This window comes from Rhodococcus sp. Q, from assembly GCF_005503035.1.
In the GTDB taxonomy this organism is placed as follows: Bacteria; Actinomycetota; Actinomycetes; order Mycobacteriales; family Mycobacteriaceae; genus Rhodococcus_G.
On record NZ_SCOY01000034.1, the window covers coordinates 1 to 26,132 of the forward strand.

Here is a 26,132-nt window from a genome sequence, read left to right on the forward strand (position 1 = left end):
CCCGAATACCCCCGCGCCACACCCGAGAACATCGTCGAGGTCGAAGGCCAGCGGCTCGCCGAATTCACCGTCGCCCCGTTCGAGATCGACCCCGTACTCGTGACGGGGAAGATGCCGACGATGGTGATGCGCAGCGGCAAGAACGTCGGTGTCGTCATCGGCAACGGAGCCGGCGACATCGTCTACAACAACAACATGCTCTACGGCTACGTCACCACCGCCGCCACCAACACCCCCAAGGCCACCGACCCCTCCCGGTCCGTGGTCAACGCGGTGATGCGGTTCCCCAACGCCGAGCTGGCCGCCAAGGCGGCCCGCGAGATCCACACACAGATCACCACCGTCGACGACGGCGCCGGGCTCGGGAACGCCGAGACGATCGACGTCCTCCCCAACACGCTCGTCTCCACCCGTGAGAACAGCTTCGACGCCGGACCCGAGGTGTCGGTCAACGCCTTCACCCCGCACGGCGACTACCTGCTCTACACGTGGGCGAAGGCACCCGCCGCGCAGAAGGACTGGACCGCGCAGGCCATCGCGAAGGCCGTGAGCCTGCAGTCACCGTTGATCGACAAGTTCCCCGCCCAGCCCACAAAGGAACAGAACGGCGGCACGTCCGCGGAGTTCCCGATGATCGATCAGAACAAGATCCTGATCTACGCGATCCCCGAGGCGGACGACCAGGCCAAGCTCGGTGACGACCAGGCCGTGTACGGGCCCCGCGGCATGTCGCACCGCTCGACGAACCCGCCGGTGACCCAGCGGGTGCTCACCGAAACCGGGTCCGAGCACAACGCTGTCGGCAAGACCATCGTGTACCGGGCAACCGACGAGGAGGGCGCCCAGCAGATCGTCGAGGAGTTCTCCAACGACCTCACTTCCCAGGGATACACCGTCGCTCCCACCCCGCCCGGACTGCCGACCGCCCGGTGCTTCACCAAGGACACCATCCACGGGACCGCGGACCTGTGCATGGTCGCCAACGGCCGCTACGTCGGCGAAGCATCCGGCCTCGACAACAAGACCGATGTCGACCAGCAGATCTCCGCGCAGTACCTGATCCTGACCAAGGCGGACCAGAACGCCGACTAGCCGACAACGGCACGTGCTGCTCGCTGCCTACCCTGTGGCCCCCGCGATTCGCGGGGGCCACAGGCCGTTTCACGGACGCGGTTCGTTCGCGGCCGCAGATCGTTCAACTCGTTCTCTTGAATCCGGGAACCTTTCCGCTGCCCGGCGCATCCAATATGTGACCGCACAACAAGGCGATACACACTCAGCCGCAGGGAGATTCGATACCCGTGCACCAGCCCACCAGCTACGCCTACGCATCCGCGCCCGCCGCCGTGGCCCCGCCGTTGCCTGCAACGCACGCCGGGTGGGCTGCCGCCGCACTGATCTTCTTCTGGCCGCTCGCGTTCGCAGCCTTCAACCACTCGTCCCGTGTCTACCCGTTGTGGGCCACCGGCGACTATGCCGGAGCGCAGTACGCCTCCGACCGTGCCAGGTCGCTCGGCAAGTGGTCACTGCTCCTCTGGGTCGTCGCCTTCATCCTGGTCGTCGTGTTCTACGGGGTGGTCATCGCGCTCGCAATTTCCTCGGCATCTCGCTACTGACCGATCGACTGCGATCAGTCTTCCCCACGCAGGGATCGCCCCAGCCGACGCAACTCGTCGGCGACCTGCTCCAACTTCTCCAAGTAGAGAACTGCGTCCGGGTCCGCGTAGACCCGTCCCAGCAGTTCGGGATCGTCCGGATACAGCCCCGCGTGCAGATCAGCCAGGAACTCTGGTGGCCAGGGTGGACCGTCTGGCGGCGTGCTCGTCGCGTGGCTCTCCGATTCCGATCCCATACCGACATCATCCCGGATCATCGGCGACTTCCCGGCCTCGGCGTTCGCCCACCTCGTCCCGGACGCACCGCGGTCCAGACCCACTGACCGCACCGCGGTGCACCCCGTGGTGGGGCCCCGCGTTACTGTCCTGGTTGCTTCGCAGCGGGCTCCGGTGCGACGCACCCGACTTGACGCAGGTCCCATGCGACCTGTGGAGGGTCGGGATCGGTTGTTCGGCCCGACTGCAGGGCCGTGGGGGATTCGCACAACGAGGGGGTACTCGTGAGTAGAGCTCTGCTTGCGCCAACACTGATCGCCGCACTGCTGCTGGCCGGCTGCGGGTCCGACACGGACACCAGCACCGCCGACGCGGCCGACCCGAGCGCCCATGTGGGCAGCGAGCCGTCGATCGCGGACGACCCGATGATGGCCTGCTACGGGCGCGTGGGGTTCAACGAACGCAAGGACTGCGTACCGGGTGTCGGGTCGATGTCGGCGCGCGACGTCAAGGGTGTCGCGTTGCCGGAACACGCCAAGGTGATTGCCCCACCCAATCCTGCGGACGTCGTATCCGCCACCCTCGAGGTCGACGGCACATGGCTGCGGGCATATCTGGTCCCCTACGAGGTTCCCAGCCGCGGCCTCACCGCCGAGTCGAGCGGCACGATCGTGGCGGTGTTCGATCTGGCTGCACGGAAACTGACCACCCAGATCGACCTCCCGAAAGCTCAGATGGACGCTGTCCTTCCCGACACGAAGAACGGGCTGTTCGTCGCGACGTTGACCGATGCCGAGCAGGTGCAGTACCGCCAGGACGAGGGCCTGACCACGATGGCGGCGATCGACCCGACCACCGGGAAGGCGTTGTGGCAGAAGACCAACATGCTCACCTCCAACCCGGTCGCCGTCATCGATCGGGGAATCCTGCCCGCCTACGGCATCACCACGGACTGCGGCAAGCCCGGCGACACCCTCGCGCGTAGCCTGCACGTACTGAACGTCAAGACCGGTGAGCCCACATGGTCGAAGAACGTCACCGAGGTACGCGGGCGCCCGGACGGCGAACAGTGCACCAAAGACGTGGTGTACGCAGATCCCGGTCTGCCGTTCATCCAGGTGATTCGGCGAGGTGATTACGTGGACATGGCGATGTCCCAGCCTGAACGGCTCTACAACATCACCACCAACCTCGACGTCAAGACCGGTGAGGTGTTCGCTCCCCTCCCGTCGGAGATGATCGACCGGTCGCGGAACTACTTTGTCGACCCCCGCAGTCCATTGACGATCATCTGGATCAAGGCCGACGGCAATGTGGAACGCACGGGCGGTGAGACCGGATGGCTGGTCCTCGACCGGGAGTCGGGCGCCATCGTCAACAGGATCTCGCAGGACACCCTGTCCGATGTCAATGCCTCCCTGGTCGGGATCTACGATTCGCAGACCTACGTGAAGAACTCGACGTTGTTCACTATCGACGCCCACACGAACGCCGAGGGTGGTCCCGTGAATGCCATGCCGGTCCGCGAGGTGAACGGCTGGATCCTGCACGACAACGGCAACTTCACGCAGAACTGAGCCACCGCCAGCTGTGGGAACCGGTGAACGTCACTCCAGCCTGTACCAAAAATGCTGTGCCGCTACGCTTGGCGTGCACGTGCGAACTCGCGTCGGGCCATCCCCCGGATCCCGGCGTGCGGCAGCTGGACTCCCCCGGACCGCCAGCGCCACAAGATGCCCCGACGCATCCCCGCGGACGCGCCGGGGCATCTTATATCCGCTCCTGCTGCGTACTCCCCGATCCGGATCTGAACCTCCCCCTCATAGGGAACCTTCTCACCCCATGGGTGCCCCAGACTTCCCGACGCCAGCCCTAGATATGAGACACCTCAGCTCGCGAACGAATCGTTGGCCTCTACCTACTGTCCGTACGAGGAAGCGGCAGCGGCGAAACCAGGATCCCCGCGGTGTCCGCGCCACGTCTCGGCGACGACCGAAGTTGCCAGCGAATCTCTCAAGAACTGGGACCGCCACTTGGCCAATCTGACATATTCCTGCAGCTCACGACTGGTTTCTGGCAGGTTTGCGTCTACTAATCAAGGTGGGCGATCCTGCTAATTCGCTCCGCATCTCGTCAGTGAATCGCGACGTGAACCCGCCCTCGCCACTCGACCCCCTTGTCACTCATGGTTTGTGCGCGATTGGCGACGAGAATTTCAGTTCCCGCAGCGTCTCCGGCAAAAGGCCACCTCAGCACTCTTTTTTCTTCTGCCTGACGATCCACAAGAGGGACGTTGTCGCTGTTAGCGTCGCCTGCCATGACGACATTGGTGGTCGAGCCGACGAGCGTTGACGTCCGCGGTGTTCTCGACCTTCTCGACCTCGCCGTGGGTGGATCAGATCCCGAGCGGCTTGACGGTGTCCGCAAGCGCTACCTCGTCGGCCCTGCCAAGCTGGCGGCAGCATTCATGGAAGGCGGACTTGTCGGTGTCATTGGCTACCAGCACACCGACTATCGGGACACCTACGGCAGAACCGAGCTTCTCCACATCGCCACCAATCGTCATTGGCGCCGGAACTGCGTGGGTGCCGAGATGATTCAGTGGGTTGAAGCCCAGTATCCCGGGGGTCCGATCGAAGCTCAGACAGATCGAGAAGCATTCGGGTTCTATCGGTCGATCGGATTCAGCATCAAATCGCTCGGTGAGCGGTATCCCGGGGTGGAGCGCTTTCAAGCCACCCTGCGCCCCGCGTTATTTGCCGACCCTCACTGGCCTGGCTGCGGTGACCTTTTTGACGACCGCTGAGGCGGACGATTCTCTGGTCAGCCCAGTGATTGCCAGCCTCCCCGTCTCGAGACGGTTCAATTGCCGGCGCGACGCCTGCCGGTATCCGTGCTCGCTGGTACCGCGCACCCTCCTTGGCGGACGCTCTTACTATGCTGCGCCTGTCGATAGTGAAGCTAAACAGAGGCAGGGTTCCATGGCGCAGCCACGTGAGGGTTGGTATCCAGATCCATCTGATCCGAGCCGGCAACGCTTTTTCGACGGCAATGCGTGGACCGAGAGGTATATCCCGGTAGGCGCATCCACATCAGGCGATGGACAACCGGCGACCGCAAAGAAGTCCGACACCATGGGGCGTGTCGGGTTTGCTTTGGCCGTGGTCGTCGCTCTCGGCATCACACTGGCCGGCGTGATCGGCGGCGAGGATGATCCGCCGCCCCCGCCCCCAGACGAGGACGCGTACGTCGCCGAGCTGTTCACGTCCAAGTGGGACGTGCTGCTCCCGAAAAGGCCGTTCATCGAGTTCGGGTACGAGTCCTGCGCGCTGATTCGAGCTGGGCACACGGACGAGACCGCGGCGCACACGATGTGGGTCCGAGATCCGAAGGACTACAAGATAAACCCGGTGAATGGGCAGGCCTGGTACCTGGAGCAGACCGTGGCCGCGCACAAGCACCTCTGTCCGGACGCTTGAGCATTGCTTCCACTGACCAGCTTCGGCTTCACTGTTCAAGAAGTGTCGAACTGAGACCCTCCTCGCCGAAGTGGTCCCCCTAATCTGCGCGGGCTCGTCCAGGTCGGGTGCACCCTAGCGGCCAGTCAGGACGGAAATGGGCGCGGCGGTCGGCCCTGCCGATCGGGCGGGAATGGCGTCCACGCGCAGACGCAGCCTCCCCGGCCAGGGGCCGTCTGGTGTTGGGACCTGCCTGCGCCGCTTCGGGCACGGGGCATTTTGGCGCCTTGACCAGGTAAGATGACACGTCCCACCGAAACCAGTCCGTAGGGGGCTGTAGTGATTGGACTACTACCGGACTTGTTCTATGCGAACCCGCTGGAGCAGGGCGTGTGGCCAGGGATTCTTGAGTGGAACATCTTCGTCGACTGGTGGAATCGGCTCTGATCACGATCAACTCCAGTCGGTCCAGGTACTGCTGCCGAGTCGGTCACAGGCTCTGCCGGTCGTCGCCGTCCGTACCGTGTCGGCGCATGCCGTCAAGATGCCCGCATGGATCCCCGTGACGCGTCGTTGACCGTCCCCGGCGACTGCGTCCGCTGGTGCGCCTCGCAGCCACCGGAACTCGCGGTTCTCGACGACATGGTCGCGATCGACCTCGACTGGTGGAACACCCGCCTGGACTGCCACAAGATCCCCGTCCGGCTCGCCGGCCGCGGCCCCGACGGCCAGCAGGTCGACACCGGTATCGCCTTCCTGCGGCGCGGCGACCTCCAACGCTCCACCTGCACGCTCGAATTCGGCGACAGCTGGTGGGACCTGACCGCGCTCTACCTGTGCGCGGCCTGGCTCTACGCCCACCCGCACCGTGGCCGGGTCCGCCGTTTCGTCGACGTCCGCAACTGGACCACTCCGCAGCAGCCGTTCTCGGTGATCTCCGCGGCGTTCGCCGCGTGCGAGCGATCCCCCGCACTGATCGACGCCGGCCCGTTCCGGGAATGGTCCGGGTGGCCGAAAGCGCCCGGTGTGGGGCCGACGCTGCTGTCGCTGTACTGCTGGGCCGTCCACACCGACGACGCCGACCGGCCACAGCTCCTCGACCAGCAGGCCGTGTCGAGCCTGATCCGTCACGGCTGGCTCGAGAACCCCTCAGTGCCCGGGTTCTCCGTCGCCCGCTACACCCACCTGCTCCACCACTGGGCGCGGCAGGCGGGCACCACCGCCGAACTCGTCGAAATGTGGCTCACCCACACCTGGCGCGAGCGGGTCGCGGCCGCCGACAAGCTCCGCGACAACCACACCGCCTGACCAGCGAGAAGCCCGCAGAGAGGGGGCCAGTCTGCGACCCATCGATGTAACGACAGACCGCAGGGCACGCGACACACCTCATACGCATGACACTCCAAGGTGCAGGAGCAACCAATGAAACTGGAATGGAACGACACCGTGTGGAGCAACCGACGCTCCGGCCGGATCGGACGAGTCCTGCTGAGTTGCCGGCCCTTGCTGGACACCCTGACCGACACCAGGCGCCTACAGCGGAGGCTCGGCGCCGTCGCCCCAACAAATCAGTGCTGATCACCGCGCGCCTACTCGCCTTCACGTCCCCCATCGCAACGCTCGCCGCCGACAGAGGGAGCATTGATTCGGCACGTGCCGGTTGGAAGGGGATAGCGACATGAAAGCTGTTGGGATTATAGCGATTACGGTTCTGGGGATCACGGGTTGCTCGTCCGACGACCCGACAGCGGAAGAAGCGTTCCTGTCGACAATTCCACCAGTCGAAGCCTGGACCGTCGCCGAACTGGGTTGGACCTCTACCAGCATGAACGACGACAACTGGCTCTATGTCGGATACAAAGCATGTGAATCGTCAGCCCTGTTCGGTGGGCAACCGGACGTCGCCCCGCGGTACGAGTCCAAGCAGTCGGAGTACCCGTCCCCGTCCGTCACGGATGAAGCGGCCGTATTGCTGTTACCGCGGGTGTTCGAAGCCGCGACCACCCATCTGTGTCCCGAACTGGACCCCAACTGACTCTGGAATCGACGACGATGAGGAAGGGTCGCGATCGATACAGAGCAAGTACACCACTGAGCGTTGTAAGCCTGTCGGCCTGAGGAACTGCCTACCCAGAGCTACTCAGGTGTGCCGGGTGGTAACGCCGGCGCCCGCAGTGTCGCCAGCTCGTCGCGCCACAGGTCCTGGGCGGCGACCAGTCCCCGACGGGCGGTGGCATCCGTACCGAGTGGGAGGCTGCGCCGTGCGGCGCGGACCTCGCGCCATCATCCCTCGTACAGTTCCCTGGCCACCGCGGTGTCCGCTGCATCCATCAGTTCTGCGAGCACGTACTCGAGGTCGACGGCGTACTCGCGTGTGATGTCGTACAGCGCCACCAGATCCATCGTCAGACGCCGGTCTTCAGATCCACCCTCGTCCATCGTTGGCCACCTCCTGCCTGTGTCGGAACTCTGCGCTCGTCACGACGGGGCCGGTCGTGCTGTCGGCTTCGGTGTACGGCGGCCGTGACATCCGTTCGGCTCTCAGCTGCTGTGCTCGCTTCACCTGCGCGAGCTGTTCTGCGGTCGTACCCCTGGCCGAGCCGGTGAAGGGCTCATCGGAGTCAAGCGCCTCCTTGATCCGACTGTTCATGGCCGCCAGCGCCCGCTGCCGATCAGCGTCGTTCAGAGCCCGGAGCTCCCTTCGGGTCATCCACAGCCACAGTTCGTCATCCCCGGTGTAGTTGTCGGTCACGGATCCAGCAGACCACGCACGCCCGACACGCCACTTAGACTCACGCATCGCCACCGGCGGTGACTGATGCTGGTGTCGCGGCGTCCGATGGATCGCTTGCACGAGAGCCGCCCGGCAATCAGTCCCGGCTACTTGAGCTCGAATGTCATCGAGCCGATCTCGTCCTGACCGAAGTTCGTGGAGGCGACCAGCGCCACGGGGGTTGTCGTGTCGGACAGCTCGTACGCGATCGCGTGAGGGACAGTGCCGCCCTTCTTGATGTTGTTCATCTGAGAGTCGAGGAACGCAGGGTCCGGCAGTGAGCCGACGCTGAGCTTGTTCTCGGCGTTGGGGTCGTTGTCTTGATACGCCTGGAAGAGGAAAATCCACGCCGTCCCCGGATTCGTCTCCTTGCCGGAGACGCTCGTCGTGTCGTACCAGAATGCGATGACGGGCTTCTTGCCGTACTCGTTGCCCTCCTCACCGACCTGGATCGTCTTCACGTCCGTGATCGTGATGCGGACATCCTTCGTCGTGAGGACGTTGTCCTCGAACGACGGCTCAGCAGGAGCAGCGGCCGGCGCGTCGACGGCGACCGGCGAGCCCGCCGCCGGTTCAGCCGATCCTGACGTGCTGCAGCCGACCAGAGCTGTGGCAGCGATACAGACGGTCGCAATGGTGAGAGAGAGCGTGCTGGTGCGGTGCATGTGGTGTCCCTTGGTGAATGTCGAGCAACGAGCAGAACCGTATCCAAAGGGGCGTGTAGAGGTTTGACGGGTACAGACTCGCGAAACCGCCGCCAACATGGCTCAGATGTCGGGCGGACCGTACTCCGCCGCGACCTCCGGGGCATCGATCTCGAGCAGTCCCCACGCGACGCGCACCATCGCGCGCACATTCGCCGAGTACGGCTTCCCCGCAGCTTCGCACTCCCTCGCTGCTGCCAGCGCGGACTCGAGGTCGGCGGCGTCGTCGTCGGACACGAAAGTCTGTGCCTGGAGCAGGTATCTCGATGCGCGGGTCGTCATGCCCACACGCTAAAGCCCGACAATACGGACCGCTGCCTGTCCGCCGCACGGGTGAGTGAGCACCGGGTCACTCGCAGGCCACACCGTCGCCGTCGCGATCGAGCTTCGAGCTGTATCCGGGTTGGCCAGCGTAGATCGGTGCCGCGCCGGCGGCCCGCACGGCTGAGCAGTTCGCATACGACACGCTCGCCGGTGCCGGTGCCGGTGCGGGTGCGGGTGCGGGTGCGGGTGCGGGTGCGGGAGTGTCAACGGGCGCCGGGGCAGGCGCCGGGGCCGCGGCGCAGTTCGCCAGAACACCTGCGATGGCGTCCTTCTCAGCCTGAGTCACCCACAGCCGGTACGCGGACTTCACCTCGACCTGTCGCGTGACGTAGGTACACCGGTACGCCTTGTTCGACGGAAGCCACGTCGCGGCGTCGCCGTCGCCCTTCTGCTGGTTGGCGGGACCGTCGACGGCCTGCAGGTTGCGGGGGTCGTTGGCGAAGTACTGTCGCTCACGGTCCGACAGCTGCTGAGCGCCCGTCTGCCAACTGTTCGACAGGGCGACCACGTGGTCGATCTGCACTGCGGACGAAGTCTCTTGTCCGCGAACGAAATTGATGGTGGTGGCAGTGTACTGGTCGGCCAGTGTGCCCGACTGCACCGTGCAGTTCTTCGAGTCCTTGAACACGACATCGGTCAGGTCGCGCTCGAGGATGTCGTCGCGGGTGGAGCAGGAGTTGCCGTCGAACTCGACGTCGACGTCGTCGGTCCATGCGGGGCCGAACGCGTCACGGGAGTAGCCGGCCTTCGGTGCGCGCCCCTTGACCGGCAGTGCGTCGAGGGCAGCGATGGCCGCGGCGGTGTCGCCAGCCGGAATGCTCGCCGCGGCCACCGTTGTCGGCGCCGGCGAAGCTGCGACGGTCGTCGACTGCGTCGTGATGGTGCTCGAGACTGTGCGGACTGCGCTCGTCGGCGACACCGCCGCAGCCTCGGAGGCGGGGCTGGCGTCTGCCCCACTGCAGCTGTGGGGATTGCAGGCCACCGGGAAACCTCTACGCGGCACTGTCACAGTGCACCCGTTCGACCGTATCCGCGCCGCCGGTGTCACTGTCGTTCGAACAACAGACATCGGCGCGCCTGTCATAGGCACCCTCTACAGTGCAGTCACCCAGTGCAGCGGGGTACAGAAAAGAGGATGTTGATGGCTGATTCGCCCCAGGCGAGCGGGACGGCTCGCACCGACTGGTGCAGGCGATAGACCCGCCGCGCCGGTGCCGCGACGGCCTTCCCACAGAACACGCTGAGTGGTGACGCCAGCCATCGCTACAGCTACTGCACGGACGGCGGAGCAGCTAAGGTCCGCGTCCCGCGTCTACCACGGCGCCGGGGACTCACGAGCTGCTCATGAGTCCGGCATCAAGCCAGGCACGCCGTACCGGTTCTTCGTGTCATCGCACCCGAAGGCCACGCCACCCTTCCCCCGAACCTATTCAGTGACATCACCATCGATCGAGGAGTCCGAAGCATGAAGAAGGTCATTGTCGCTGCCACTCTGGCATTGTCCGCCCTCGCATTGACTGCCTGCGGGGCCGACGAAAAGGCTGCAACGCCGCCGGAGACGGTCACAGTCGAGGTGCCGGCCCCGGCTCCCGAGACGAAGACCGAGACGGTCGCACAGCCCGCCCCCAGCGCACAGGCGGCCGAGGCGGCTCCGGTGATGGTGCCCATGCCCGACGTCACCTGCATGAACCTGCAGGCGGCGCAGGACCGCATCCAGGCGGCCGGTGTCTTCTTCTCGCAGAGCACCGACGCGACCGGCGCTGGCCGCGCGCAGGTCATGGACCGCAACTGGGTCGTGGTGTCGCAGTCCCCTGCCGCAGGGGTACCGGTCGGCGAGGGCGACGCCATGCTGTCCGTCGTCAAGATCGGTGAACCGGGCGACTGCTCCTGATCCGCATCGATCACCGGCACCAAGACCAGACCGTGCTCGTCGCGGTGCCCGTCACTATTCGAGGAGTCCGAACACCATGAGCGAGTACATCCCTCCCCCACCGCCGTCCGCAGGCTGGTACCCGGACCCGAGCGGGCAGCCCGGCCGGCGCTACCACGACGGCGCCACGTGGACCCATCACTTCACCCCGGATGCTCCGGCGCCGGCGACACCGACTGTGGTCGTCAACAACCACGTCAACGCGGCCCCTGCGTACCCCATGCCGGTGATCGTCACAGGCAAGCGCACCAATCATGTGCTGCATCTCGTGCTGACCTTCCTGACGGCGGGCCTGTGGCTGCCGGTCTGGGTGATCGTCGCGATTGCCAACAGTGGCAACTCGAACGTGGCCGTCGGTGGCGTGATGCAGACTGCCAAGGGTCTGAGCCCGAAGACCTGGAAGGTCATCGGCGGAGTCTTCGTTGCCCTCTTCATCATGGGCCTCATCTCGGAAACCCCTGCACTCCTTGGGCTCTTCATCCCGCTGGCCATCATCGGCGGAGGCTGCTACTTCTTCTTCCAGAAGAAGGCCGTCCGCGACGAAGAGGCTCAGAAGCTGGCGATGCGCGCCGAGTACGAGAACAGCCTCCAAACCCAGGGCGACCCCCGCGGCACACACGGTCGGTTCCCGCCCGCCGTCGGCTGATCACGGCACTTCCTGTGAACGACTGATCGGCCACCGGTCCTGGGTAGCCGCGCGTAATCCATCACGAAAGAGCCGCCAGGCAGCCATCCTGGCGGCTCTTTCGTGTCGGCCCGGGAGCCCGAACAGCCTGCGGCGGCAGCCGACTGGCCGGACACCCGATCGGCTCGCTCCCGCTTCCCACGCTCTCGGTCACGGTGAGTGGCAGGCATCGTCACTCGTGGCCCGGCGACTTGCCATCACGACGATGGCCGAGCTGAACTCTCGACGTTTCGGGCACCGTATCGCTCAATATGGATTTGATCCGATAGTTGGCCATACCTGGCTGATCGAACGTGCGCTGATTTGCTCGTGAAGCTGGAAGAGCCGTTTCGTGAGACCGATCGAGAGCTCAGATACGGCAGTACTCTCCTGCGCACGACAGACGGCGAATTGAAAATGGCCACAAGCTGGTCGGGCAACTTTGGACGTGACATCCGGAACGGACCAACACCGCGGTGCTGCTGGGCTGGTTCTGCGCTCTGGTCGGACTATCGACTCCGGCAATCGTGTTCGGGCTTCTCGGCTTGTACGAAAGCCGACAGCCGGCCACACGAGACGGGCAGTTGGACCGGCTGGGCCGCAACAATGCTGGGTGTGGTCGAGCTCGCAGTGGCCATCGCGATTGTGGTCAGGGTGTTGACCTGACTCGAAGTACCGGTTGTCACTAGATCACCGTGCGGGCTGGGTCTTGCACTCACAACCAGATGCACCGAAAACCACCTGACAGGGTTCCCTACCGGAGCAGGAGGTCCTGCGCGCACCCCGAAAGTAGTGGTGCTCAGATCGCCACTGCGATGATCACCGCACCCAACTGGTCGCTGAGCAGGTCGAGTGCCTCGAGGAGCGGGTCGGTCTCGGGTGGGCCTGCGGCCATGGTTGCAGCCCACATCTGCTCCGCCTCGTACGCATCGGGGACGTGGGCGGGCACAACCGCCGGCGCAGCGTCCCGCTGACCTGCGTATTCGTGATCGGTTGGCGGCGTGGCGAACCGGGCCTCGAGCCAGGCATGCCAGAGCAAACGCTCGGCCTTGTGCCGGGCCCGCCGCTCGGCCGCGACGACCTCGAGCCCCGCCGCCTCGGCGACATCGTCCAGCGTGCGCTCCCCAATGGCGATCTCGCCCCTGTGCACGGTGATCAACCGGGCGATACGCAGGTCCGCCAGCATCGCGTAGCCGGCAGACTGGCCCAACTTGGTTGCCGCGAAGGCAGATTCCACGGTGGTCACCTCGCCGCGGAGGATCAGGTCGTAGACGGTGCGGCCGCGCAGCCCCAGCACACTCCAGGCCTGGTGCACGGGTTCGACGCGGGCACGGTCGAGCGACACCTCGTCGGGTGCGGCGGCGGCCGCCGGGGTGGTCAGTGCGTACCGGTCGGGGAACTGCCCAACGCCGCGTGCGACCCGCAGCACCGGTGACCCGGGGGTGTCCCGCAGAACCTGCAGCGCACCCCACACGGTGGACTCGGACATCAGGCCCGCTGCGTGCGACAGGCTGCGGCCACCGATCGCCACCACAGGCACACCCTCGACAAGTTCCCCAGCGAGAGCGGAGGTATAGGCCAATGCCTGCACGACCGCGAGCAGAATCGGGCGCTTTCGAGAACCGAGGAATTCACGGTTGATCCAGGTTTCCGCGGTCGCGAGCCAGCGATGCCGGACTGAGTCCTGATGGAAAGTTCCGGGATCCCCCCCACCCCCTGTGTGCTTGTTCTTGTGCGTAAGTTCGCGGAATTGGGGTGCCACTCTCGCGGCCCAGGTCAATGCCTTGGCGACGTCTCGCCACAGGGATTCGACGATTCGATTCGGAACTCTGTACCGGGCGTACGCCTGCCGCAAGCCGGCGTAGTCGGGCGTCCCGAGTGCGGCCTCGATGTCGGCGGCGCTGGCGCCCCGAAGCACGGCATGGCAGATCACGGACTGCCGTGCCTCCGAGGGTGTTGGCCAGCGGGCGTAGTCGATGTCGCCGGTGCGCGCGAACGTGGCTACGGCGGCAGGAAGGGGTGAGCTCAGGCAGTAGTTCGGGTGCAAGCGGCGTGTGTCACCGATGCCGACGAGACGCTCTTCACAGGCCAATGAGGCCTCCACGACCCCGACCGCGGTGCGGCGACGAGACTGCAGCGCACCTGAGCCGCCGAGCAGCGCGACCATGCGGGCGACGGCGCCGCGCTCGGATCGCAGAGTGAACGCGTCGACGGCGGCGGCGAGAGTGCCGTCGAGCTGGCGGAATCCGCCACCGCGGCACTGCGATCCGGGGACGCTGATGCAGCCGTGCGAGGCGCCGAGCATCGGGTTCTTGTCGAACGTGGGTAGTCGCGCTTCGAGCAGCGTCAGCAGGACGCGGAGATCGTCGACGCGCAGCGGTGCGTCCGTGGCCAGCGGTACGAGGATGTGCCGGCCGCCGCTGGTCGACCGGTCGGTGACCGCGAGGCCGCCGCACTCGCGCAGCCAGCCCAGGGCGCGCTCGACGTCGGTGTCGACTTGAGCGGCGCCGTGATGTGTCGCGTCGAAATCCAACGCCAGCAACACCGTACGACCGTGCCGGTTGTAGAGGGGCACTGCGGCCGGCGCACCGGGCTGGCGCACCGTCAATGCCCGTGAGGTGGCGAATTTGCCGTCGTCACTGGGCGCGGCCAGGCGCATGGAGCGCCGGGCGGCCATCAAGGGGGCGAGGGTTCGCCATACGGCTTCCGGTGTCGACTCTCCGCCGTCCTCGTCAAATCTTGAAGAGTCGTGGGGGCACGATGTACCGTGAGACCTGTCGTCCACGACAGTCCCTTCGGGGAATAGCAACGCAGAGAATCAAGTTGACGCTTGGTTCTCATCCAGAATTCAGTCGATAGCCCTCGTTCCTGTTCTGATCAGGATCGGGGGTTTTCGCTTTGTCGAGGCGAGCCGGCGTTGCTGGATGTATGTGGTCGAGTCACCCGCGAGACGCGGAGCCCGGTTGGGAGGGGCCTGTTCCGTCAGGCCGCAGGCATTACCCCCTTCAACAGGGCCTCGTGGTCAAGTTCCCGCATCAGGTCGGTACGGCCGGCGTAGCCCGACAGCAGGTCCGCGACGAACTGGCTCACGGAACCGACTCCAGTGGCGATCCGCCGCTCCTCGAGGATTTCGTAGACGTCATTGGGGACGCGCGAGGCGACCAACGTGCGTTCGCCCTTGTATGCCATTCCCATAGCTGACTCCTTCCGCATCAACCTGTTCAGGATCAACCTGGCACACCTTGAATACGTTCGCCACCAGCATTTCTCGGCTCACAGGCCGCCGCCAAGCCGGAGAGATACACACGTGAGCAACAGCGAGAAAATCGCCTGAATATATCGAGTCGGCCCGTTGTCCCATGTCGGCCCCGCCGCCGAATAACTAGCGCAAGAAACCAAGAGAAGCTCTGATTCTTGCCTCGAAGGTGCAACCCAGGCCGGTATGTGATTTAGCTCACAGTTCGTTGTAGTACGGCGGATCCCGCCACCGAGCGATCCTCGATTACTCCAGCAGCTCTGCCAGCGCATCCACTTCCGACGGGTCGGCGTGGGCGTAGGTCCGCAGCACCAGAGTCCCGCCGTCGGCGTGACCAAGCCAGGCCGCGACCGCAGACGGGGTTGCCCCCGCGGCGATCAGCCGCGACGCTGCAGTGTGCCGAGCGGCGTGGAGCCTGCGGTGGGGCACCTGCGCATACCGCAGCGCCTCCTTCCACCAGTCGTCCAGAGTCCGCGGCGCCACTGCTCGGCCGTCCCAGTGCGTCAGCACGTGGAGATCTCGGGCCCCGACCCATGCATCACCGGCTCGTTTCCTGGCAATCTGCTGTCGTTCCTGCGTGCCCCGCAGAATGGTCAGCACCGATGCCGGCAGTTTCAGTGATCGCCGCGCGCGGGCGGTCTTGCCATTCCGTTGATCGATGGTCCGGCCTGTGACGCGAACCCTGGTCCGCACGGCCACCGTGATGCGTCCGGCGTCTAAATCAATTGCGCTCCAACGTAGCCCGGCCAGCTCACCGCGCCGCAGCCCGATCAGCGCTAGGTGCACCAACGGCGCGTGGACCACGGCCATGTACTGAGGTGACCGCGGCCCGCCGACCAGGGGCAAATCCACCGCGGAATGCGTTTTCACCAACCGCGTAACCTCGTCCTCACCGAGTCGGTCGGACAAGTCCAACGCGCCCTCGTGGGTGTCAGCATCGTCTTTTTTGCGTAGCGGCTTGATGTACTGGATTGGATTGTCGCTCAGCACCCGACGCCGCTCCAGGTCCTTCCAGACAGCTTTGGTGCGCGCGAGCATCGGGTTGATCGAGGTTCGTTTCCACTTCCGCCCGCCGGGCCCGGTACCAGCGGCCAGGTCCTGCACGAGCTGCTCCACCTCGCTGTCGCCGATCGTCCGCACATCGCGACCATCGAACCGGTCGACAAGTGGCGCCAGCGCCGCCGTGTAGGCCGCGAGCGTGGTCGGATTGATCCGCTGCGCCGCGAGCCAGCGCTCGACCGCCTGAGCCACCGTGACGACCCCGGCCTCATCGGCCGCGGCTTTAGCCGCCTCTTTCTTCATGTTGTCTTGCAGCTCGTCGAGGAACTCGCCCGCCGCTTTCGAGGTCTCGAACCGCCTGCGGAGCTGACGTCGCATGCCGTCCGGGTCGGCTACCCACACCCGGACCTGGTACCGGATGACCCCGCTCGGTAGCTCGACTTTCTCTATGCCATTTCGCAACGCCATGCGCGCGATACTAGCGATCACGTGTCATAGCTGTGTCACATCGGAACATTGACGGATCTTCCGACGCCAGGGGCGGTTTCTCAAAACCGCCCCTGACCTTGGCGGAAGCGGAGGGATTTGAACCCCCGGTGGGTTTTACGCCACGCTCGCTTTCAAGGCGAGTGCATTCGGCCGCTCTGCCACGCTTCCGTGGCGAATCCTAGCCGCCCGGGGCGAGGGGGGACCAATTCGGCGTGAGTCAGACGGGCGGGCGGGCGTCGAGTGCGGCGTCGACCTTGTCGAACACCGTCGCGACGGTGGCGAGTTCGGTGTCGTCGAGGAGGTCGATCAGGTAGCTCCGCACACCCCGGACATGGGTCGGTGCCGCCTCCGCGAGCTTCTCCCGACCGAGCGGCGTGATCAGCGCGAGGACACCGCGGCCATCCTCGACGCAGGTGCTGCGGGCGACGAGCCCGTCCGCCTCCATGCGCCGAACCTGATGGGTGAGGCGGCTGCGGGACGAGAGGATCCCGTCCGCGAGCTCACTCATCCGCACCGACCCGTCCGGCGACTCCGTCAGCATCACGAGGATGCGGTAGTCGGCGAGAGAGATGCCGTGCAGAGACTGCAGTTCCCGGTTGAGCACCTCCATCAGGCGCTGACTGCCCTCGATGAACCCGCGCCAGGCGCGCATCTCGGCGGTGCCGAGCCACCGCGGCGCGTCGGCGACGTGTGCGATCTCTGATTCCACTCCGCCAGTCTAGAGACCGCGACCTCCTCGAGCGCTCCGCAGAACGGTCGCGTCGAGTTCCGCGACGGAGGCGAAACCGGCGAGCCCGAGCGTCACGTCCAGGTCAGCGAGCAGCATTCGCAGCGCGTGCCGCACGCCATCGGCGCCCGCCAACCCCAGCCCGTACACCCACGGCCGTCCGTACAGCACCGCGTCGGCACCCAACGCGAGCGCCTTCACGACGTCGGCGCCGGTGCGGATCCCGGAGTCGAGCAGGACCGTTGCCCGCTCACCGATCGCCGCCGCGACGTCGGGCAACGCGTCCAGCGCGGCAATCGCGCCATCCACCTGCCTGCCGCCGTGGTTGCTGACCACGACCCCGGCCGCTCCCGCGTCGACGACGGCGCGAGCATCGTCCGGATGCACGATCCCCTTCACCACGATCGGCAGGTCCGTCCACTCGGTAAGGCGCGCAACGTCACCCGACCGGATCGCATGGTTGCCGAACATCGACACCCAGGTGAGCACCGCCATCTGCATGGCCTCGACGCTCTCCTCCGGCGGGGTCGTCAACCGGGACCGGAAGACCGGGTCGGACAGGTAGTTCGCGATGCCCTTCGCCTGTAGGAACGGCAGGTGACCGAGTTCGAGGTCGCGGGGCCGCCACCCCATCCCGGGAGTGTCGGCGGTGAGGACTATCGCCTTCGCGCCCGCGGCGGTCGCGCGGCGGACCAGCGACTCGGCGACCTCGTCGTCCGACGGCCAGTACAACTGGAACCACCAGTTCTCACCGGACACCTCCGCGACCGACTCGATCGACGTGGATGCCGCCGTCGACAACACCGATCCCACACCGAGTTCCGCCGCCGCGGCGCCGACGGCGCGCTCCGCATCCGGATGGACCAGTTCCAGCACGCCGATCGGCGCCGTCAGCACCGGCGCCGCGAGGCGCGTCCCCAGCACCTCGACGCTCAGGTCTCGGGCGTCGGCGGATGCGGTGCCCCGCAACATCCGCGGCACGATCGCATGCCGGTCGAACGCCGCCAGGTTCGCGTCCGCGGTCCGTTCCGACGACGCGCTGCCCGCGACATAGCCGAACGCGGCGGGCGACAACCGCTCCCGCGCCAACTCCTCCAGTCCCGCCGCCGTCATCGGCAGTTCCGGCACCGCGCCACCGAGGCCGGCGAAGTAGATCTCGTTCTGCATGTTGCCGAAATTGGTCACGCCGCGACCGTAGCCGCTTCGCGCGCCGTTCACGGGAAGATGCCCTGCCGCGCCGGAATTGGATAGCGTCGACCCATGCATGCGATCACCGTCACGTCACCGGGTGGACCCGAAGTCCTCACGTGGACCGAGGTTCCCGACCCGACACCCGGGCCCGGCCAGGTGCTGATCGACGTCGCCGCCACCGCCGTCAACCGCGCCGACGTCCTGCAACGCCGCGGCCTCTACCCGCCCCCGCCCGGAGCCAGCGACATCCTCGGACTCGAATGTTCCGGCACGATCGCCGCACTCGGCGACGGTGTGCGGGACTGGCAGGTCGGCGACCGCGTGTGCGCACTCCTCGCGGGCGGAGGCTACGCCGAGAAGGTCGTCGTCGCAGCAAGCCAGGTGCTGCCGATCCCCGACGGACTCGACGTGGTCGCCGCTGCCGCGCTCCCCGAGGTCGCGTGCACGGTGTGGTCGAACCTGGTGATGATCGGCGGAATGCGCAGCGGGCAACTCGTCCTCGTCCACGGCGGCGGCGGCGGGATCGGGACGCATGCCATCCAGGTCGCCGTCGCTCTCGGCGCCACCGTCGCCGTCACGGCGGGTTCCGAACACAAGCTCGGCGCGTGCCGCGACCTCGGCGCCACGATCACCGTCAACTACCGCGACGAGGACTTCGTCAACGTGGTCCGCGAGGCGGGCGGCGCCGACCTGATCCTCGACAACATGGGCGCCAAGTACCTGGGACGGAACATCGACGCCCTCGCCCCCGACGGTCAGCTGTGCGTCATCGGCATGCAGGGCGGCGCGGTCGGCGAGCTCAACCTCGGCAAGCTCATCGCCAAGCGGGCCCGCGTGTTCGCCACCGGACTGCGCGGACGCCCCGAGGCCGGGCGATCCAGCAAGGCAGAGATCGTGTCCGAGGTGAAGCGGCGACTGTGGCCGCTGGTCGCGGACGGCACCGTCCGGCCTGTCGTGCACACGGAACTCCCGATCACCGAGGCGGCGCGCGGGCACGAGCTGCTCGACTCGGCGGACACCGTCGGCAAAGTGGTCCTCACCGTCGGGTGACCGCTCCCCTGTTGGTTCCCTGATGTCACATCGAGGGTCACCAAGTGACCCGATGTGACATCAGGGAACAAGCGGGGAGGTCAGCCCAGCGCGGCGACGGCCCGCACGAGCTGGTCGATCTCGTAGCGGGTGGTGTACGGCGCGAGGCCGATGGTGACCGCGCCGCCCTCCTCGTTGACGCCGAGCGAGTCGAGCAGCCTGCTGCCCCTGCCTCCGACGACGGTGCCGATGCGGCGTTCCGCGAAGTGTTCGGCGGCCTTCTCCGCGCTGACGCCCGAGACCGTGAAGCTGATCGCAGGGACGCGGCTGTGCGAGGTACCGATCAGCGTCACCTGTGGGAGGCGGCGCAGTGAGGCGAGGAGCCGTTCGAAGAGCCGGTCGTGGTAGTCCTGCAGCGAGCTGATCGACGTCTCGAGGCGTTCGCGCCGGGAGCCGGTGGCGGACTCGTCGAGGTTCGCGAGGTAGTCGATGGACGCGGTCAGTCCCGCGAGGAGGGCGTACTGGTGGCCGCCGATCTCGAGGCGTTCCGGTCCGAGCGCGTGCGGGTTCAGCGAGATCGACGGGATCCGGTCGATGAGCCCGGGGTCGCGGAACACCAGCGCCCCGATCTGCGGGCCTCCCCAGCTGGGGCCGCTGACGGCGAGGACGTCGGCGCCGAGTTCGTGGATGTCGACGTGCGCGTAGGGGGCGGCCGCGATGGCGTCGCACACCATCAGCCCGCCCATCTCGTGGATGCGGTCCGAGGCGACGCGGACATCGGGCGCGGACCCGACGATCGGCGACGCCGCCGTCAGCGCGACCAGCCGGGTCGTGGGCCCGATGAGTTCGGCGAACTGCCAGCTGGGCAGGTCGCAGGTGTCGATCTCGACCTCGGCCCAGCGCACCTGGGCGCCGTAGCGGTTGGCGACACGCAGCCAGGGTGCGACGTTCGCTTCCTCGTCGAGCCGTGACAGGACGACCCCGGTGCCGAGCCCGAGCCTGGAGCTGAGCGCCTCGGCCAGCCATGCGAGCAGTGTCGCCCGGTCCGGTCCGAGCACGACTCCGGCGGGGTCACCGCCGACGAGGTCGGCGATCGCTTCACGCGCGGCGTCGAGCGTCGCGGCGGCGCGGCGCGCACTGACATGCGGGCCGACGTGCGAGGAACCGGAGCCGCGGAAGCCCTTCGACACCGCGGTCGACACGGAATCCGGGTGCAGCATTCCGGACTGGGGATCGAGATGGATCCATCCGTCTCCCAGGGTCGGGATCAGTCCCCGTACCCGGGCGACGTCGTAAGCCATGACCGACAGCCTAAGACCTGATTTCGTAGCGATGCGATCGGGTTGGCGGATTGCACACCACGACAGCCGATCTGATCAGCGCAGACACCGAAATCCGATCCGGTGCTTTAGCGCTTCGCCGCCGAAACGGACAAGATGGAGTCATGACGCATCCGGAGAGTGAACACGTCGTCGTGATCGGACCCGACGGTCGGCCTGTGACGTCGGAGTCGCCGGATTCCCCGCAGGGCGCGACCGAGCAACCGTCGGGCAACGGCACCGCTGCCCCCGACGAGGCAGGTGACGCCGCCGAGGAGCGCGAGGAAACCCTGGCGGACATGGTCGAGCAACCCGCGAAGGTCATGCGGATCGGCACCATGATCAAGCAGCTCCTCGAGGAGGTGCGGGCGGCTCCGCTCGACGACGCCAGCCGCAACCGGCTCAAGGAGATCCACAAGTCGTCGATCAAGGAACTCGAACAGGGCCTCGCGCCCGAGCTGCGCGAGGAGCTCGAACGTCTCGCATTGCCGTTCACCGATGACAGCGTGCCGTCGGACGCGGAGCTGCGGATCGCGCAGGCGCAGCTGGTCGGCTGGCTCGAGGGACTCTTCCACGGCATCCAGACGGCACTGTTCGCACAGCAGATGGCGGCACGAGCACAGCTCGAGCAGATGCGGCAGGGCGCGTTGCCGCCCGGACTCGGGGCGGCAATCCACCAGCAGGGCCAGCAGCCGCCGGGGACCGGTCAGTACCTGTAGGCGCGGTCGGTGCACGAGCGGCGTAGCCGCCTTCGACCGGCCGGGTAGGCTCGGTCCTCGTGTCAACATCCGCCGTCGAATCCGAGGCCATCGTGACCCCCACGCCGCCGGTCTCCGACTCACAGACCTTCCGACGCGCGTTCCGGGACATGCGCCACGGATTCGCGCAGCGCGAGCTGTGGCTGAATCTGGGCTGGCAGGACATCAAGCAGCGGTACCGCCGGTCGGTGATCGGTCCGTTCTGGATCACCATCGCCACCGGTGTGCAGGCCACGGCGATCGGCATCCTGTACGCGGCACTGCTCGACATGCCGCTGAATGAGTTCCTGCCGTACGTGACGGTCGGGCTGATCGTGTGGAACCTCATCAACGCCTCGATCATCGAGGGGTCGGAGGTGTTCATCGCGAACGAGGGCCTGATCAAGCAGCTGCCGTCGGCGCTGAGTGTGCACATCTATCGCCTCGTGTGGCGGCAACTGCTGTTCTTCGCGCACAACCTGGTGATCTACATGATCATGGTCGTCGCGTTCGGGGTGTGGCGGGACCTGAGCTGGGCGTCGCTAGCCGCGATCCCCGCGATCGCACTGCTGGTCCTCAACGCGCTGTGGGTGTCGATCGTGTTCGGCATCTTCGCCACCCGCTACCGGGACATCGCCCCCATCCTGTCGTCGCTGACGCTGCTGCTGTTCGTGCTCACACCGATCATGTGGACGACGCAGAGCCTCGTGGCGCAGGGCGGGGCGGTCGCCGACCGAGCGAGGATCGCGGAACTGAACCCCCTGTTCCACTACCTCGAGATCGTCCGGGCACCGATGATCGGCCAGCCCCAGGAGCTGTACCACTGGTACATCGTGCTGGGGATCACCGTCGTGGGCTGGGCACTCGCCATCCTCGCGCTGCGCAAGTACCGGGCCCGCGTGCCCTACTGGGTCTAGGAGACACCGTGAGCAAGGTCAGCATCGACACCCACGACGCCTGCGTGGACTTCCCGATCTTCGACGCGAAGTCACGCTCGCTGAAGAAGGCATTCCTCGGGAAGGCGGGCGGCGCGATCGGCCGCACCGATTCCGACGTGGTGGTCGTCGAGGCGCTCCGCGACATCACGATGTCGTTGAAGGAGGGCGACCGGGTCGGCCTCGTCGGGCACAACGGTGCGGGCAAGTCGACCCTGCTTCGCCTGCTGTCCGGCATCTACGAGCCGACCCGCGGCAGTGCGCGCATCCGCGGCCGCGTCGCGCCCGTCTTCGATCTCGGCGTCGGCATGGACCCCGAGATCTCCGGCTACGAGAACATCATCATCCGGGGACTCTTCCTCGGTCAGACCCGCAAGCAGATGCTGGCGAAGATGGACGAGATCGCCGAGTTCACCGAGCTCGGCGAGTACCTGGGCATGCCGCTGCGCACGTACTCGACCGGCATGCGGGTCCGGGTGGCGATGGGCGTCGTGACCTCCATCGACCCCGAGATCCTCCTGCTGGACGAGGGCATCGGCGCGGTCGACGCCGAGTTCATGAAGAAGGCCCGGATCCGGCTCCAGGCCCTCGTCGAACGCTCCGGCATCCTCGTCTTCGCGAGCCACTCGAACGAGTTCCTCGCACAGCTGTGCACCAGTGCGATGTGGATCGACCATGGGCACATCCGGATGCAGGGCGGCATCGAGGACGTCGTGCGCGCCTACGAGGGCGACGACGCCGCCGACCACGTCCGGCACGTCATCCACGAGATGGAACGCGAGCAGGCCGGGCACCCGCAGTGACCGAACTGATCGTCGGCGTCGTCGTCACCCACCGGCGCCGCGAACTTCTCGCACAGTCCCTGAAGGTGCTCGCGGACCAGTCCCGCCCCCTCGACCACCTGGTCGTCGTCGACAACGCCGACGAGACGGAGGTCCGCGACCTCGTCGAGTCGGCGCCGATCCCCACGACCTATCTCGGGTCGAAGCACAACCTCGGCGGCGCGGGCGGGTTCGCCCTCGGCATGCTGTACGCCCTCTCACTGGGCGCCGACTGGGTGTGGCTCGCCGACGACGACGGCCGCCCCGACGGACCCGAGGTGCTCGCCACCCTGCGTGACTGCGCCGCCCGGCACGGACTGGCGGAGGTGTCGCCGGTGGTCTGCGACATAGACGACCCCGACCGGTTGGCGTTCCCGCTGCGCCGCGGAGTCGAGTGGCGACGCCGCCGCAGCGAGCTCGGTGACGAGGAGTTTCTGCCCGGTATCGCGTCCCTGTTCAACGGCGCGCTGTTCTCCGCAGCCGCGATCGACGCCGTCGGCGTGCCGGATCTGCGGTTGTTCGTCCGCGGCGACGAGGTCGAGGTGCACCGCCGGCTGGTCCGGTCGGGGCTGGCCTTCGGCACCTGCCTGACGACCGCATACGTGCACCCGAACGGTGCCGACGAGTTCAAGCCGATCCTGGGCGGTCGGATGCACACCCAGTACCCGGACAACGAGACGAAACGCTTCTTCACCTACCGCAACCGCGGCTACCTGATGGCACAGCCGGGGATGCGGAAGCTGCTGCCTCAGGAGTACGCCCGATTCGGCTGGTTCTTCCTCGTCCAGCGCCGCGACGTGCGGGGGTTCCGGGAGTGGATGCGGCTGCGCGGGCTCGGTCGGCGGGAACAGTTCGAACGACCCTGATCCGTGAGGTCGTTCTCGTGCGCCCGACCGCACGAGAACGACATCCGGCTACTGCTCGTACAGGCGCGCCCAGTTCTCGCGGCTGGTCAGCTGCGGCGCGGCGTCACGGTACTGACGGGAGACGGCCGCACCGTCCTCACGAAGCCGACGCAGCACCCTGACGGTCCGGCGCAGCAACTGGAGCGCCTTCCCCTTGTCCCGCTGACGGATTCGCACCCCGGACTGCGAGGCGTCGGTGACAACCACGTGGTCGAACAGCGAAATGTGCCACCAGTGGGCGTCCTCGCGCGGAACGCTGACCAGACCGTGCTGGGTCCGGCCGAACCACTGGTCGACGGCCCGCTTGACCAGAATCAGTCGCATCGCGCTCGGCTCGCCGCCCGAGCGCCGGGTGGTGAGGTCCGCGGACCGCACCGGCGCTGTCGCTGCGTCGTGCTTGACCGTCTCCGGGTACGCGGCGCGCTCCTTGCGGATCGCCGCCATCGCCGCGATGCCGCCGTCCTGCAGCACCTTCGGGCCCTCGAGGAAGTCCTCGATACCGCGCAAGGTGGTCGCGGCGAGGCCGTACTGCATACCGACGAGGTACTCGCTGATCTGCCGGAAGAACTGCCGCCCCAGCGCCTTGGTGTCCAGGTCGCTGTGCAGCGCCCCGACGATCAGCGAGTTGCGGGTGCTGAAGTACCGCGCCCAGTCGTCGAAGTCCTTCCAGTAGAAGTCGGCGTGCCAGACCGCCGCGTTCGGCAGGGTGACCGTGACGAATCCCGCCTCACGGGCGCGGACTCCGTATTCGACGTCGTCCCACTGGAAGAAGATCGGGACGGGCAGGCCGACCTTCGCGACCACCTCGGCGGGGATCAGACAGGTCCACCAGGCGTTGTAGCCCGCATCGACCCGGCGCTCCTGGTTCTTCTTCAGCATGCTCGTGTTACGCAGCGCCTTCGGCACTCGCTGGCCGTGCTGCAGAGTGGCCAGATCGACGTCCTCGGCGCCCACGTTGAGGTAGTCCGGGTTGAGCAGGAACAGCATCTGCGCGCCGACCAGCGTTGGCTCGACGGTGAGGTTCGCGAAGGCGTTGAGCCGCAGGACCGTCTCCGGCTCGCACAGGATATCGTCGTCCATCAGGATCACGTCGGCGTGCCCGTCGGTCGCGGAGACCTCGTAGAGTCCGCGGGTGAAGCCGCCTGCTCCACCGAGATTGGGCTGCTGCAGGTAATGCAGCTTGTCGCCGAACCTGGGCGCGACCTCGCCGTACAGCTCACGGTCCCGGACCAGGTCGGTGCCCTGGTCGACGACGTAGACGGCGTCGATGACATCGAGCACGCGGTCGTCGGAGGCCAGTGCCGCCACCGTCTTCGCGCAGTCGTCGGCACGATTGAACGTGCAGATCGCGATCGCGACCGGGCGAACCGTTTCGGGAGCGGCCGCGGTCCACTCGAGCCGATCCACCGTCAGCGGGGCGTCCAGCGCGTCGATCTCCACCCACAGCGCGCCGCCGTCGACGAACTTGTCCAACGGCGAGGAGAGTTCGACAGTCTCGTCGCCCGATCCGGCGACGGCACCGACGATCCGGCGGTGACCGGCGATGTCGGAGGCGACCAGGCGGACCCGGAACCGGCCGGAACCGGAGGTCCGCAGGCTGACCTGCACCTCCGTGACCGTTGTCCAGCGCTGCCAGTAGCTGGCCGCGAACCGCCCGAAGTAGGTGTTGGTGTGAGCGCGCGCACCGGGATCCAGGCGCAACGAGTGACGTTCCCGGTCGCCGGATCCCTTGCGGAACGCGACATAGAGGTCGTCGTTGACGATCGACGACATCCCGACAAAGACCCCACGCTGCACGATCATCCGGGTCGCGACCTCGTCCGCCGCCGCTCCGGACTCAAGGAATTCGGGCTTGTTCATCCAACCGCCAACTCTCGATCATGCCGCCAATGTCCACCCGCAGGGTATCCCGACGTGCGGTTGACCCACGAAATCACCGAGGCCGACCTCGGTTAGTGTCACGGGGCACCCGACCGCGCTATCTGGAGTTCTCGTGACACACGAACCACCCACATCCACCCGGAGCACCCGATGGGCAT

General features: G+C 66.6%; 27 protein-coding genes and 1 tRNA gene. 14 read left to right on the forward strand and 14 right to left on the reverse strand.

All coding sequences use genetic code 11. The annotated features are described in order from the left end of the window. Together FFS72_RS22105 and FFS72_RS22110 are read left to right on the forward strand one after the other, a co-directional pair. On the forward strand, window positions 1–1,092 hold a 1,092-nt coding region (locus tag FFS72_RS22105), incomplete at its 5' end, for a DUF7373 family lipoprotein (protein WP_137875957.1). Window positions 1,093–1,301: 209 nt separating this feature from the next. Continuing rightward, complete coding sequence (locus FFS72_RS22110) at window positions 1,302–1,616, forward strand: CD225/dispanin family protein (protein ID WP_249353460.1); 315 nt, start codon at window positions 1,302–1,304, stop codon at window positions 1,614–1,616. Between the two features lie 14 nt (window positions 1,617–1,630). Here the strand turns inward: FFS72_RS22110 and FFS72_RS22115 are convergent, their stop codons facing one another. Then, window positions 1,631–1,852, reverse strand: a complete 222-nt coding sequence (locus FFS72_RS22115) for an RsmA family anti-sigma factor (protein ID WP_137876002.1) — start codon at window positions 1,850–1,852, stop codon at window positions 1,631–1,633. A gap of 264 nt (window positions 1,853–2,116) precedes the next feature. Here FFS72_RS22115 and FFS72_RS22120 point away from each other — a divergent pair, with 264 nt between their 5' ends. The 5 genes from FFS72_RS22120 to FFS72_RS22140 all read left to right on the forward strand — a co-directional run bounded on the left by FFS72_RS22120 (window position 2,117) and on the right by FFS72_RS22140 (window position 7,325). Next, window positions 2,117–3,409, forward strand: coding sequence for a hypothetical protein (locus tag FFS72_RS22120; protein ID WP_137875959.1), 1,293 nt, complete (start codon window positions 2,117–2,119; stop codon window positions 3,407–3,409). A gap of 740 nt (window positions 3,410–4,149) precedes the next feature. Then, a complete protein-coding gene (locus tag FFS72_RS22125; protein WP_137875960.1) occupies window positions 4,150–4,638 on the forward strand; it encodes a GNAT family N-acetyltransferase in 489 nt (162 codons plus the stop codon). Window positions 4,639–4,813: 175 nt separating this feature from the next. After that, on the forward strand, window positions 4,814–5,311 hold the full coding sequence (locus FFS72_RS22130) for a DUF2510 domain-containing protein (protein WP_137875961.1): 498 nt from the start codon (window positions 4,814–4,816) through the stop codon (window positions 5,309–5,311). Window positions 5,312–5,842: 531 nt separating this feature from the next. After that, a complete protein-coding gene (locus tag FFS72_RS22135; RefSeq protein WP_137875962.1) occupies window positions 5,843–6,598 on the forward strand; it encodes an 8-oxoguanine DNA glycosylase OGG fold protein in 756 nt (251 codons plus the stop codon). A 370-nt stretch (window positions 6,599–6,968) separates the two neighbouring features. Further along, on the forward strand, window positions 6,969–7,325 hold the full coding sequence (locus tag FFS72_RS22140) for a hypothetical protein (RefSeq protein ID WP_137875963.1): 357 nt from the start codon (window positions 6,969–6,971) through the stop codon (window positions 7,323–7,325). A gap of 248 nt (window positions 7,326–7,573) precedes the next feature. On the opposite strand, the gene FFS72_RS26570 is transcribed toward FFS72_RS22140, so the two are convergent. The 5 genes from FFS72_RS26570 to FFS72_RS22160 form a co-directional block, all read right to left on the reverse strand. Continuing rightward, window positions 7,574–7,729, reverse strand: a complete 156-nt coding sequence (locus FFS72_RS26570; protein ID WP_171018785.1) for a hypothetical protein — start codon at window positions 7,727–7,729, stop codon at window positions 7,574–7,576. Then, window positions 7,710–8,042 carry a hypothetical protein gene (locus tag FFS72_RS22145; protein ID WP_137875964.1) on the reverse strand — a complete coding sequence of 111 codons (333 nt, stop codon included), beginning with the start codon at window positions 8,040–8,042 and terminating at the stop codon, window positions 7,710–7,712. Before FFS72_RS22145 ends, FFS72_RS26570 begins: the two co-directional genes overlap by 20 nt. Before the next feature lie 128 nt (window positions 8,043–8,170). Then, on the reverse strand, window positions 8,171–8,728 hold the full coding sequence (locus FFS72_RS22150; RefSeq protein ID WP_137875965.1) for a DUF5067 domain-containing protein: 558 nt from the start codon (window positions 8,726–8,728) through the stop codon (window positions 8,171–8,173). A 102-nt stretch (window positions 8,729–8,830) separates the two neighbouring features. Beyond that, a complete protein-coding gene (locus FFS72_RS22155; RefSeq protein WP_137875966.1) occupies window positions 8,831–9,049 on the reverse strand; it encodes a hypothetical protein in 219 nt (72 codons plus the stop codon). Window positions 9,050–9,116: 67 nt separating this feature from the next. Then, a complete protein-coding gene (locus FFS72_RS22160; protein ID WP_137875967.1) occupies window positions 9,117–10,160 on the reverse strand; it encodes a GmrSD restriction endonuclease domain-containing protein in 1,044 nt (347 codons plus the stop codon). A gap of 396 nt (window positions 10,161–10,556) precedes the next feature. Here FFS72_RS22160 and FFS72_RS26850 point away from each other — a divergent pair, with 396 nt between their 5' ends. Both FFS72_RS26850 and FFS72_RS22170 read left to right on the forward strand, forming a co-directional pair. After that, on the forward strand, window positions 10,557–10,982 hold the full coding sequence (locus tag FFS72_RS26850) for a PASTA domain-containing protein (RefSeq protein WP_249353163.1): 426 nt from the start codon (window positions 10,557–10,559) through the stop codon (window positions 10,980–10,982). A 76-nt stretch (window positions 10,983–11,058) separates the two neighbouring features. Further along, entirely contained in the window at window positions 11,059–11,667 is a 609-nt protein-coding gene (locus FFS72_RS22170; RefSeq protein WP_137875968.1) for a DUF2510 domain-containing protein, read from the forward strand. A gap of 817 nt (window positions 11,668–12,484) precedes the next feature. Here the strand turns inward: FFS72_RS22170 and FFS72_RS22180 are convergent. From FFS72_RS22180 to FFS72_RS22205, 6 genes are all read right to left on the reverse strand, one after another. Continuing rightward, a complete protein-coding gene (locus tag FFS72_RS22180) occupies window positions 12,485–14,362 on the reverse strand; it encodes a hypothetical protein (protein WP_137875969.1) in 1,878 nt (625 codons plus the stop codon). 305 nt (window positions 14,363–14,667) lie between these two features. Beyond that, window positions 14,668–14,880: a toxin-antitoxin system gene (locus FFS72_RS22185; RefSeq protein ID WP_137875970.1), complete on the reverse strand. Its 213-nt coding sequence runs from the start codon at window positions 14,878–14,880 to the stop codon at window positions 14,668–14,670. 307 nt (window positions 14,881–15,187) lie between these two features. Continuing rightward, window positions 15,188–16,408, reverse strand: coding sequence for a tyrosine-type recombinase/integrase (locus FFS72_RS22190; RefSeq protein ID WP_137875971.1), 1,221 nt, complete (start codon window positions 16,406–16,408; stop codon window positions 15,188–15,190). Window positions 16,409–16,507: 99 nt separating this feature from the next. After that, window positions 16,508–16,597: transfer RNA gene (locus tag FFS72_RS22195), tRNA-Ser, on the reverse strand. Between the two features lie 49 nt (window positions 16,598–16,646). Beyond that, a complete protein-coding gene (locus FFS72_RS22200; RefSeq protein ID WP_137876003.1) occupies window positions 16,647–17,081 on the reverse strand; it encodes a MarR family winged helix-turn-helix transcriptional regulator in 435 nt (144 codons plus the stop codon). Window positions 17,082–17,147: 66 nt separating this feature from the next. Further along, window positions 17,148–18,323 carry an alpha-hydroxy-acid oxidizing protein gene (locus FFS72_RS22205; protein WP_171018786.1) on the reverse strand — a complete coding sequence of 392 codons (1,176 nt, stop codon included), beginning with the start codon at window positions 18,321–18,323 and terminating at the stop codon, window positions 17,148–17,150. A gap of 93 nt (window positions 18,324–18,416) precedes the next feature. Here FFS72_RS22205 and FFS72_RS22210 point away from each other — a divergent pair, with 93 nt between their 5' ends. Next, the gene (locus FFS72_RS22210; RefSeq protein ID WP_050067334.1) at window positions 18,417–19,397 is read left to right on the forward strand and encodes an NAD(P)H-quinone oxidoreductase; all 981 of its coding nucleotides are present in this window, start codon (window positions 18,417–18,419) and stop codon (window positions 19,395–19,397) included. 80 nt (window positions 19,398–19,477) lie between these two features. Here the strand turns inward: FFS72_RS22210 and FFS72_RS22215 are convergent, their stop codons facing one another. After that, window positions 19,478–20,677, reverse strand: a complete 1,200-nt coding sequence (locus FFS72_RS22215; RefSeq protein ID WP_137875973.1) for a cysteine desulfurase-like protein — start codon at window positions 20,675–20,677, stop codon at window positions 19,478–19,480. Window positions 20,678–20,820: 143 nt separating this feature from the next. Between FFS72_RS22215 and FFS72_RS22220 the strand changes: the two genes are divergently transcribed. The 4 genes from FFS72_RS22220 to glfT1 are packed head-to-tail and all read left to right on the forward strand — an operon-like array spanning window position 20,821 to window position 24,054. After that, a complete protein-coding gene (locus tag FFS72_RS22220) occupies window positions 20,821–21,414 on the forward strand; it encodes a bacterial proteasome activator family protein (RefSeq protein WP_137875974.1) in 594 nt (197 codons plus the stop codon). Between the two features lie 59 nt (window positions 21,415–21,473). Then, window positions 21,474–22,349, forward strand: coding sequence for a galactan export ABC transporter permease subunit Wzm/RfbD (wzm, locus tag FFS72_RS22225; protein ID WP_137875975.1), 876 nt, complete (start codon window positions 21,474–21,476; stop codon window positions 22,347–22,349). Between the two features lie 8 nt (window positions 22,350–22,357). Further along, complete coding sequence (wzt, locus tag FFS72_RS22230) at window positions 22,358–23,170, forward strand: galactan export ABC transporter ATP-binding subunit Wzt/RfbE (RefSeq protein ID WP_137875976.1); 813 nt, start codon at window positions 22,358–22,360, stop codon at window positions 23,168–23,170. After that, window positions 23,167–24,054, forward strand: coding sequence for a galactofuranosyltransferase GlfT1 (glfT1, locus tag FFS72_RS22235; protein WP_137875977.1), 888 nt, complete (start codon window positions 23,167–23,169; stop codon window positions 24,052–24,054). Before wzt ends, glfT1 begins: the two co-directional genes overlap by 4 nt. Before the next feature lie 48 nt (window positions 24,055–24,102). Here glfT1 and FFS72_RS22240 read toward each other — a convergent pair whose 3' ends face one another. Beyond that, a complete protein-coding gene (locus tag FFS72_RS22240; protein ID WP_137875978.1) occupies window positions 24,103–25,953 on the reverse strand; it encodes a glycosyltransferase in 1,851 nt (616 codons plus the stop codon). Window positions 25,954–26,132: the final 179 nt, after the last annotated feature.

What these genes read in the sequence shown, in the direction of transcription:
- FFS72_RS22115 (WP_137876002.1), bottom strand. Translation starts at nt 1,852, where the DNA reads ATGGGATCGGAATCGGAGAGCCACGCGACGAGCACGCCGCCAGACGGT.
- FFS72_RS22125 (WP_137875960.1), top strand. Translation starts at nt 4,150, where the DNA reads ATGACGACATTGGTGGTCGAGCCGACGAGCGTTGACGTCCGCGGTGTT.
- FFS72_RS22130 (WP_137875961.1), top strand. Translation starts at nt 4,814, where the DNA reads ATGGCGCAGCCACGTGAGGGTTGGTATCCAGATCCATCTGATCCGAGC.
- FFS72_RS22135 (WP_137875962.1), top strand. Translation starts at nt 5,843, where the DNA reads ATGGATCCCCGTGACGCGTCGTTGACCGTCCCCGGCGACTGCGTCCGC.
- FFS72_RS22140 (WP_137875963.1), top strand. Translation starts at nt 6,969, where the DNA reads ATGAAAGCTGTTGGGATTATAGCGATTACGGTTCTGGGGATCACGGGT.
- FFS72_RS26570 (WP_171018785.1), bottom strand. Translation starts at nt 7,729, where the DNA reads ATGGACGAGGGTGGATCTGAAGACCGGCGTCTGACGATGGATCTGGTG.
- FFS72_RS22150 (WP_137875965.1), bottom strand. Translation starts at nt 8,728, where the DNA reads ATGCACCGCACCAGCACGCTCTCTCTCACCATTGCGACCGTCTGTATC.
- FFS72_RS22155 (WP_137875966.1), bottom strand. Translation starts at nt 9,049, where the DNA reads ATGACGACCCGCGCATCGAGATACCTGCTCCAGGCACAGACTTTCGTG.
- FFS72_RS22160 (WP_137875967.1), bottom strand. Translation starts at nt 10,160, where the DNA reads ATGTCTGTTGTTCGAACGACAGTGACACCGGCGGCGCGGATACGGTCG.
- FFS72_RS26850 (WP_249353163.1), top strand. Translation starts at nt 10,557, where the DNA reads ATGAAGAAGGTCATTGTCGCTGCCACTCTGGCATTGTCCGCCCTCGCA.
- FFS72_RS22170 (WP_137875968.1), top strand. Translation starts at nt 11,059, where the DNA reads ATGAGCGAGTACATCCCTCCCCCACCGCCGTCCGCAGGCTGGTACCCG.
- FFS72_RS22180 (WP_137875969.1), bottom strand. Translation starts at nt 14,362, where the DNA reads ATGGCCGCCCGGCGCTCCATGCGCCTGGCCGCGCCCAGTGACGACGGC.
- FFS72_RS22185 (WP_137875970.1), bottom strand. Translation starts at nt 14,880, where the DNA reads ATGGGAATGGCATACAAGGGCGAACGCACGTTGGTCGCCTCGCGCGTC.
- FFS72_RS22190 (WP_137875971.1), bottom strand. Translation starts at nt 16,408, where the DNA reads ATGGCGTTGCGAAATGGCATAGAGAAAGTCGAGCTACCGAGCGGGGTC.
- FFS72_RS22200 (WP_137876003.1), bottom strand. Translation starts at nt 17,081, where the DNA reads ATGCGCGCCTGGCGCGGGTTCATCGAGGGCAGTCAGCGCCTGATGGAG.
- FFS72_RS22205 (WP_171018786.1), bottom strand. Translation starts at nt 18,323, where the DNA reads ATGCAGAACGAGATCTACTTCGCCGGCCTCGGTGGCGCGGTGCCGGAA.
- FFS72_RS22210 (WP_050067334.1), top strand. Translation starts at nt 18,417, where the DNA reads ATGCATGCGATCACCGTCACGTCACCGGGTGGACCCGAAGTCCTCACG.
- FFS72_RS22215 (WP_137875973.1), bottom strand. Translation starts at nt 20,677, where the DNA reads ATGGCTTACGACGTCGCCCGGGTACGGGGACTGATCCCGACCCTGGGA.
- FFS72_RS22220 (WP_137875974.1), top strand. Translation starts at nt 20,821, where the DNA reads ATGACGCATCCGGAGAGTGAACACGTCGTCGTGATCGGACCCGACGGT.
- FFS72_RS22240 (WP_137875978.1), bottom strand. Translation starts at nt 25,953, where the DNA reads ATGAACAAGCCCGAATTCCTTGAGTCCGGAGCGGCGGCGGACGAGGTC.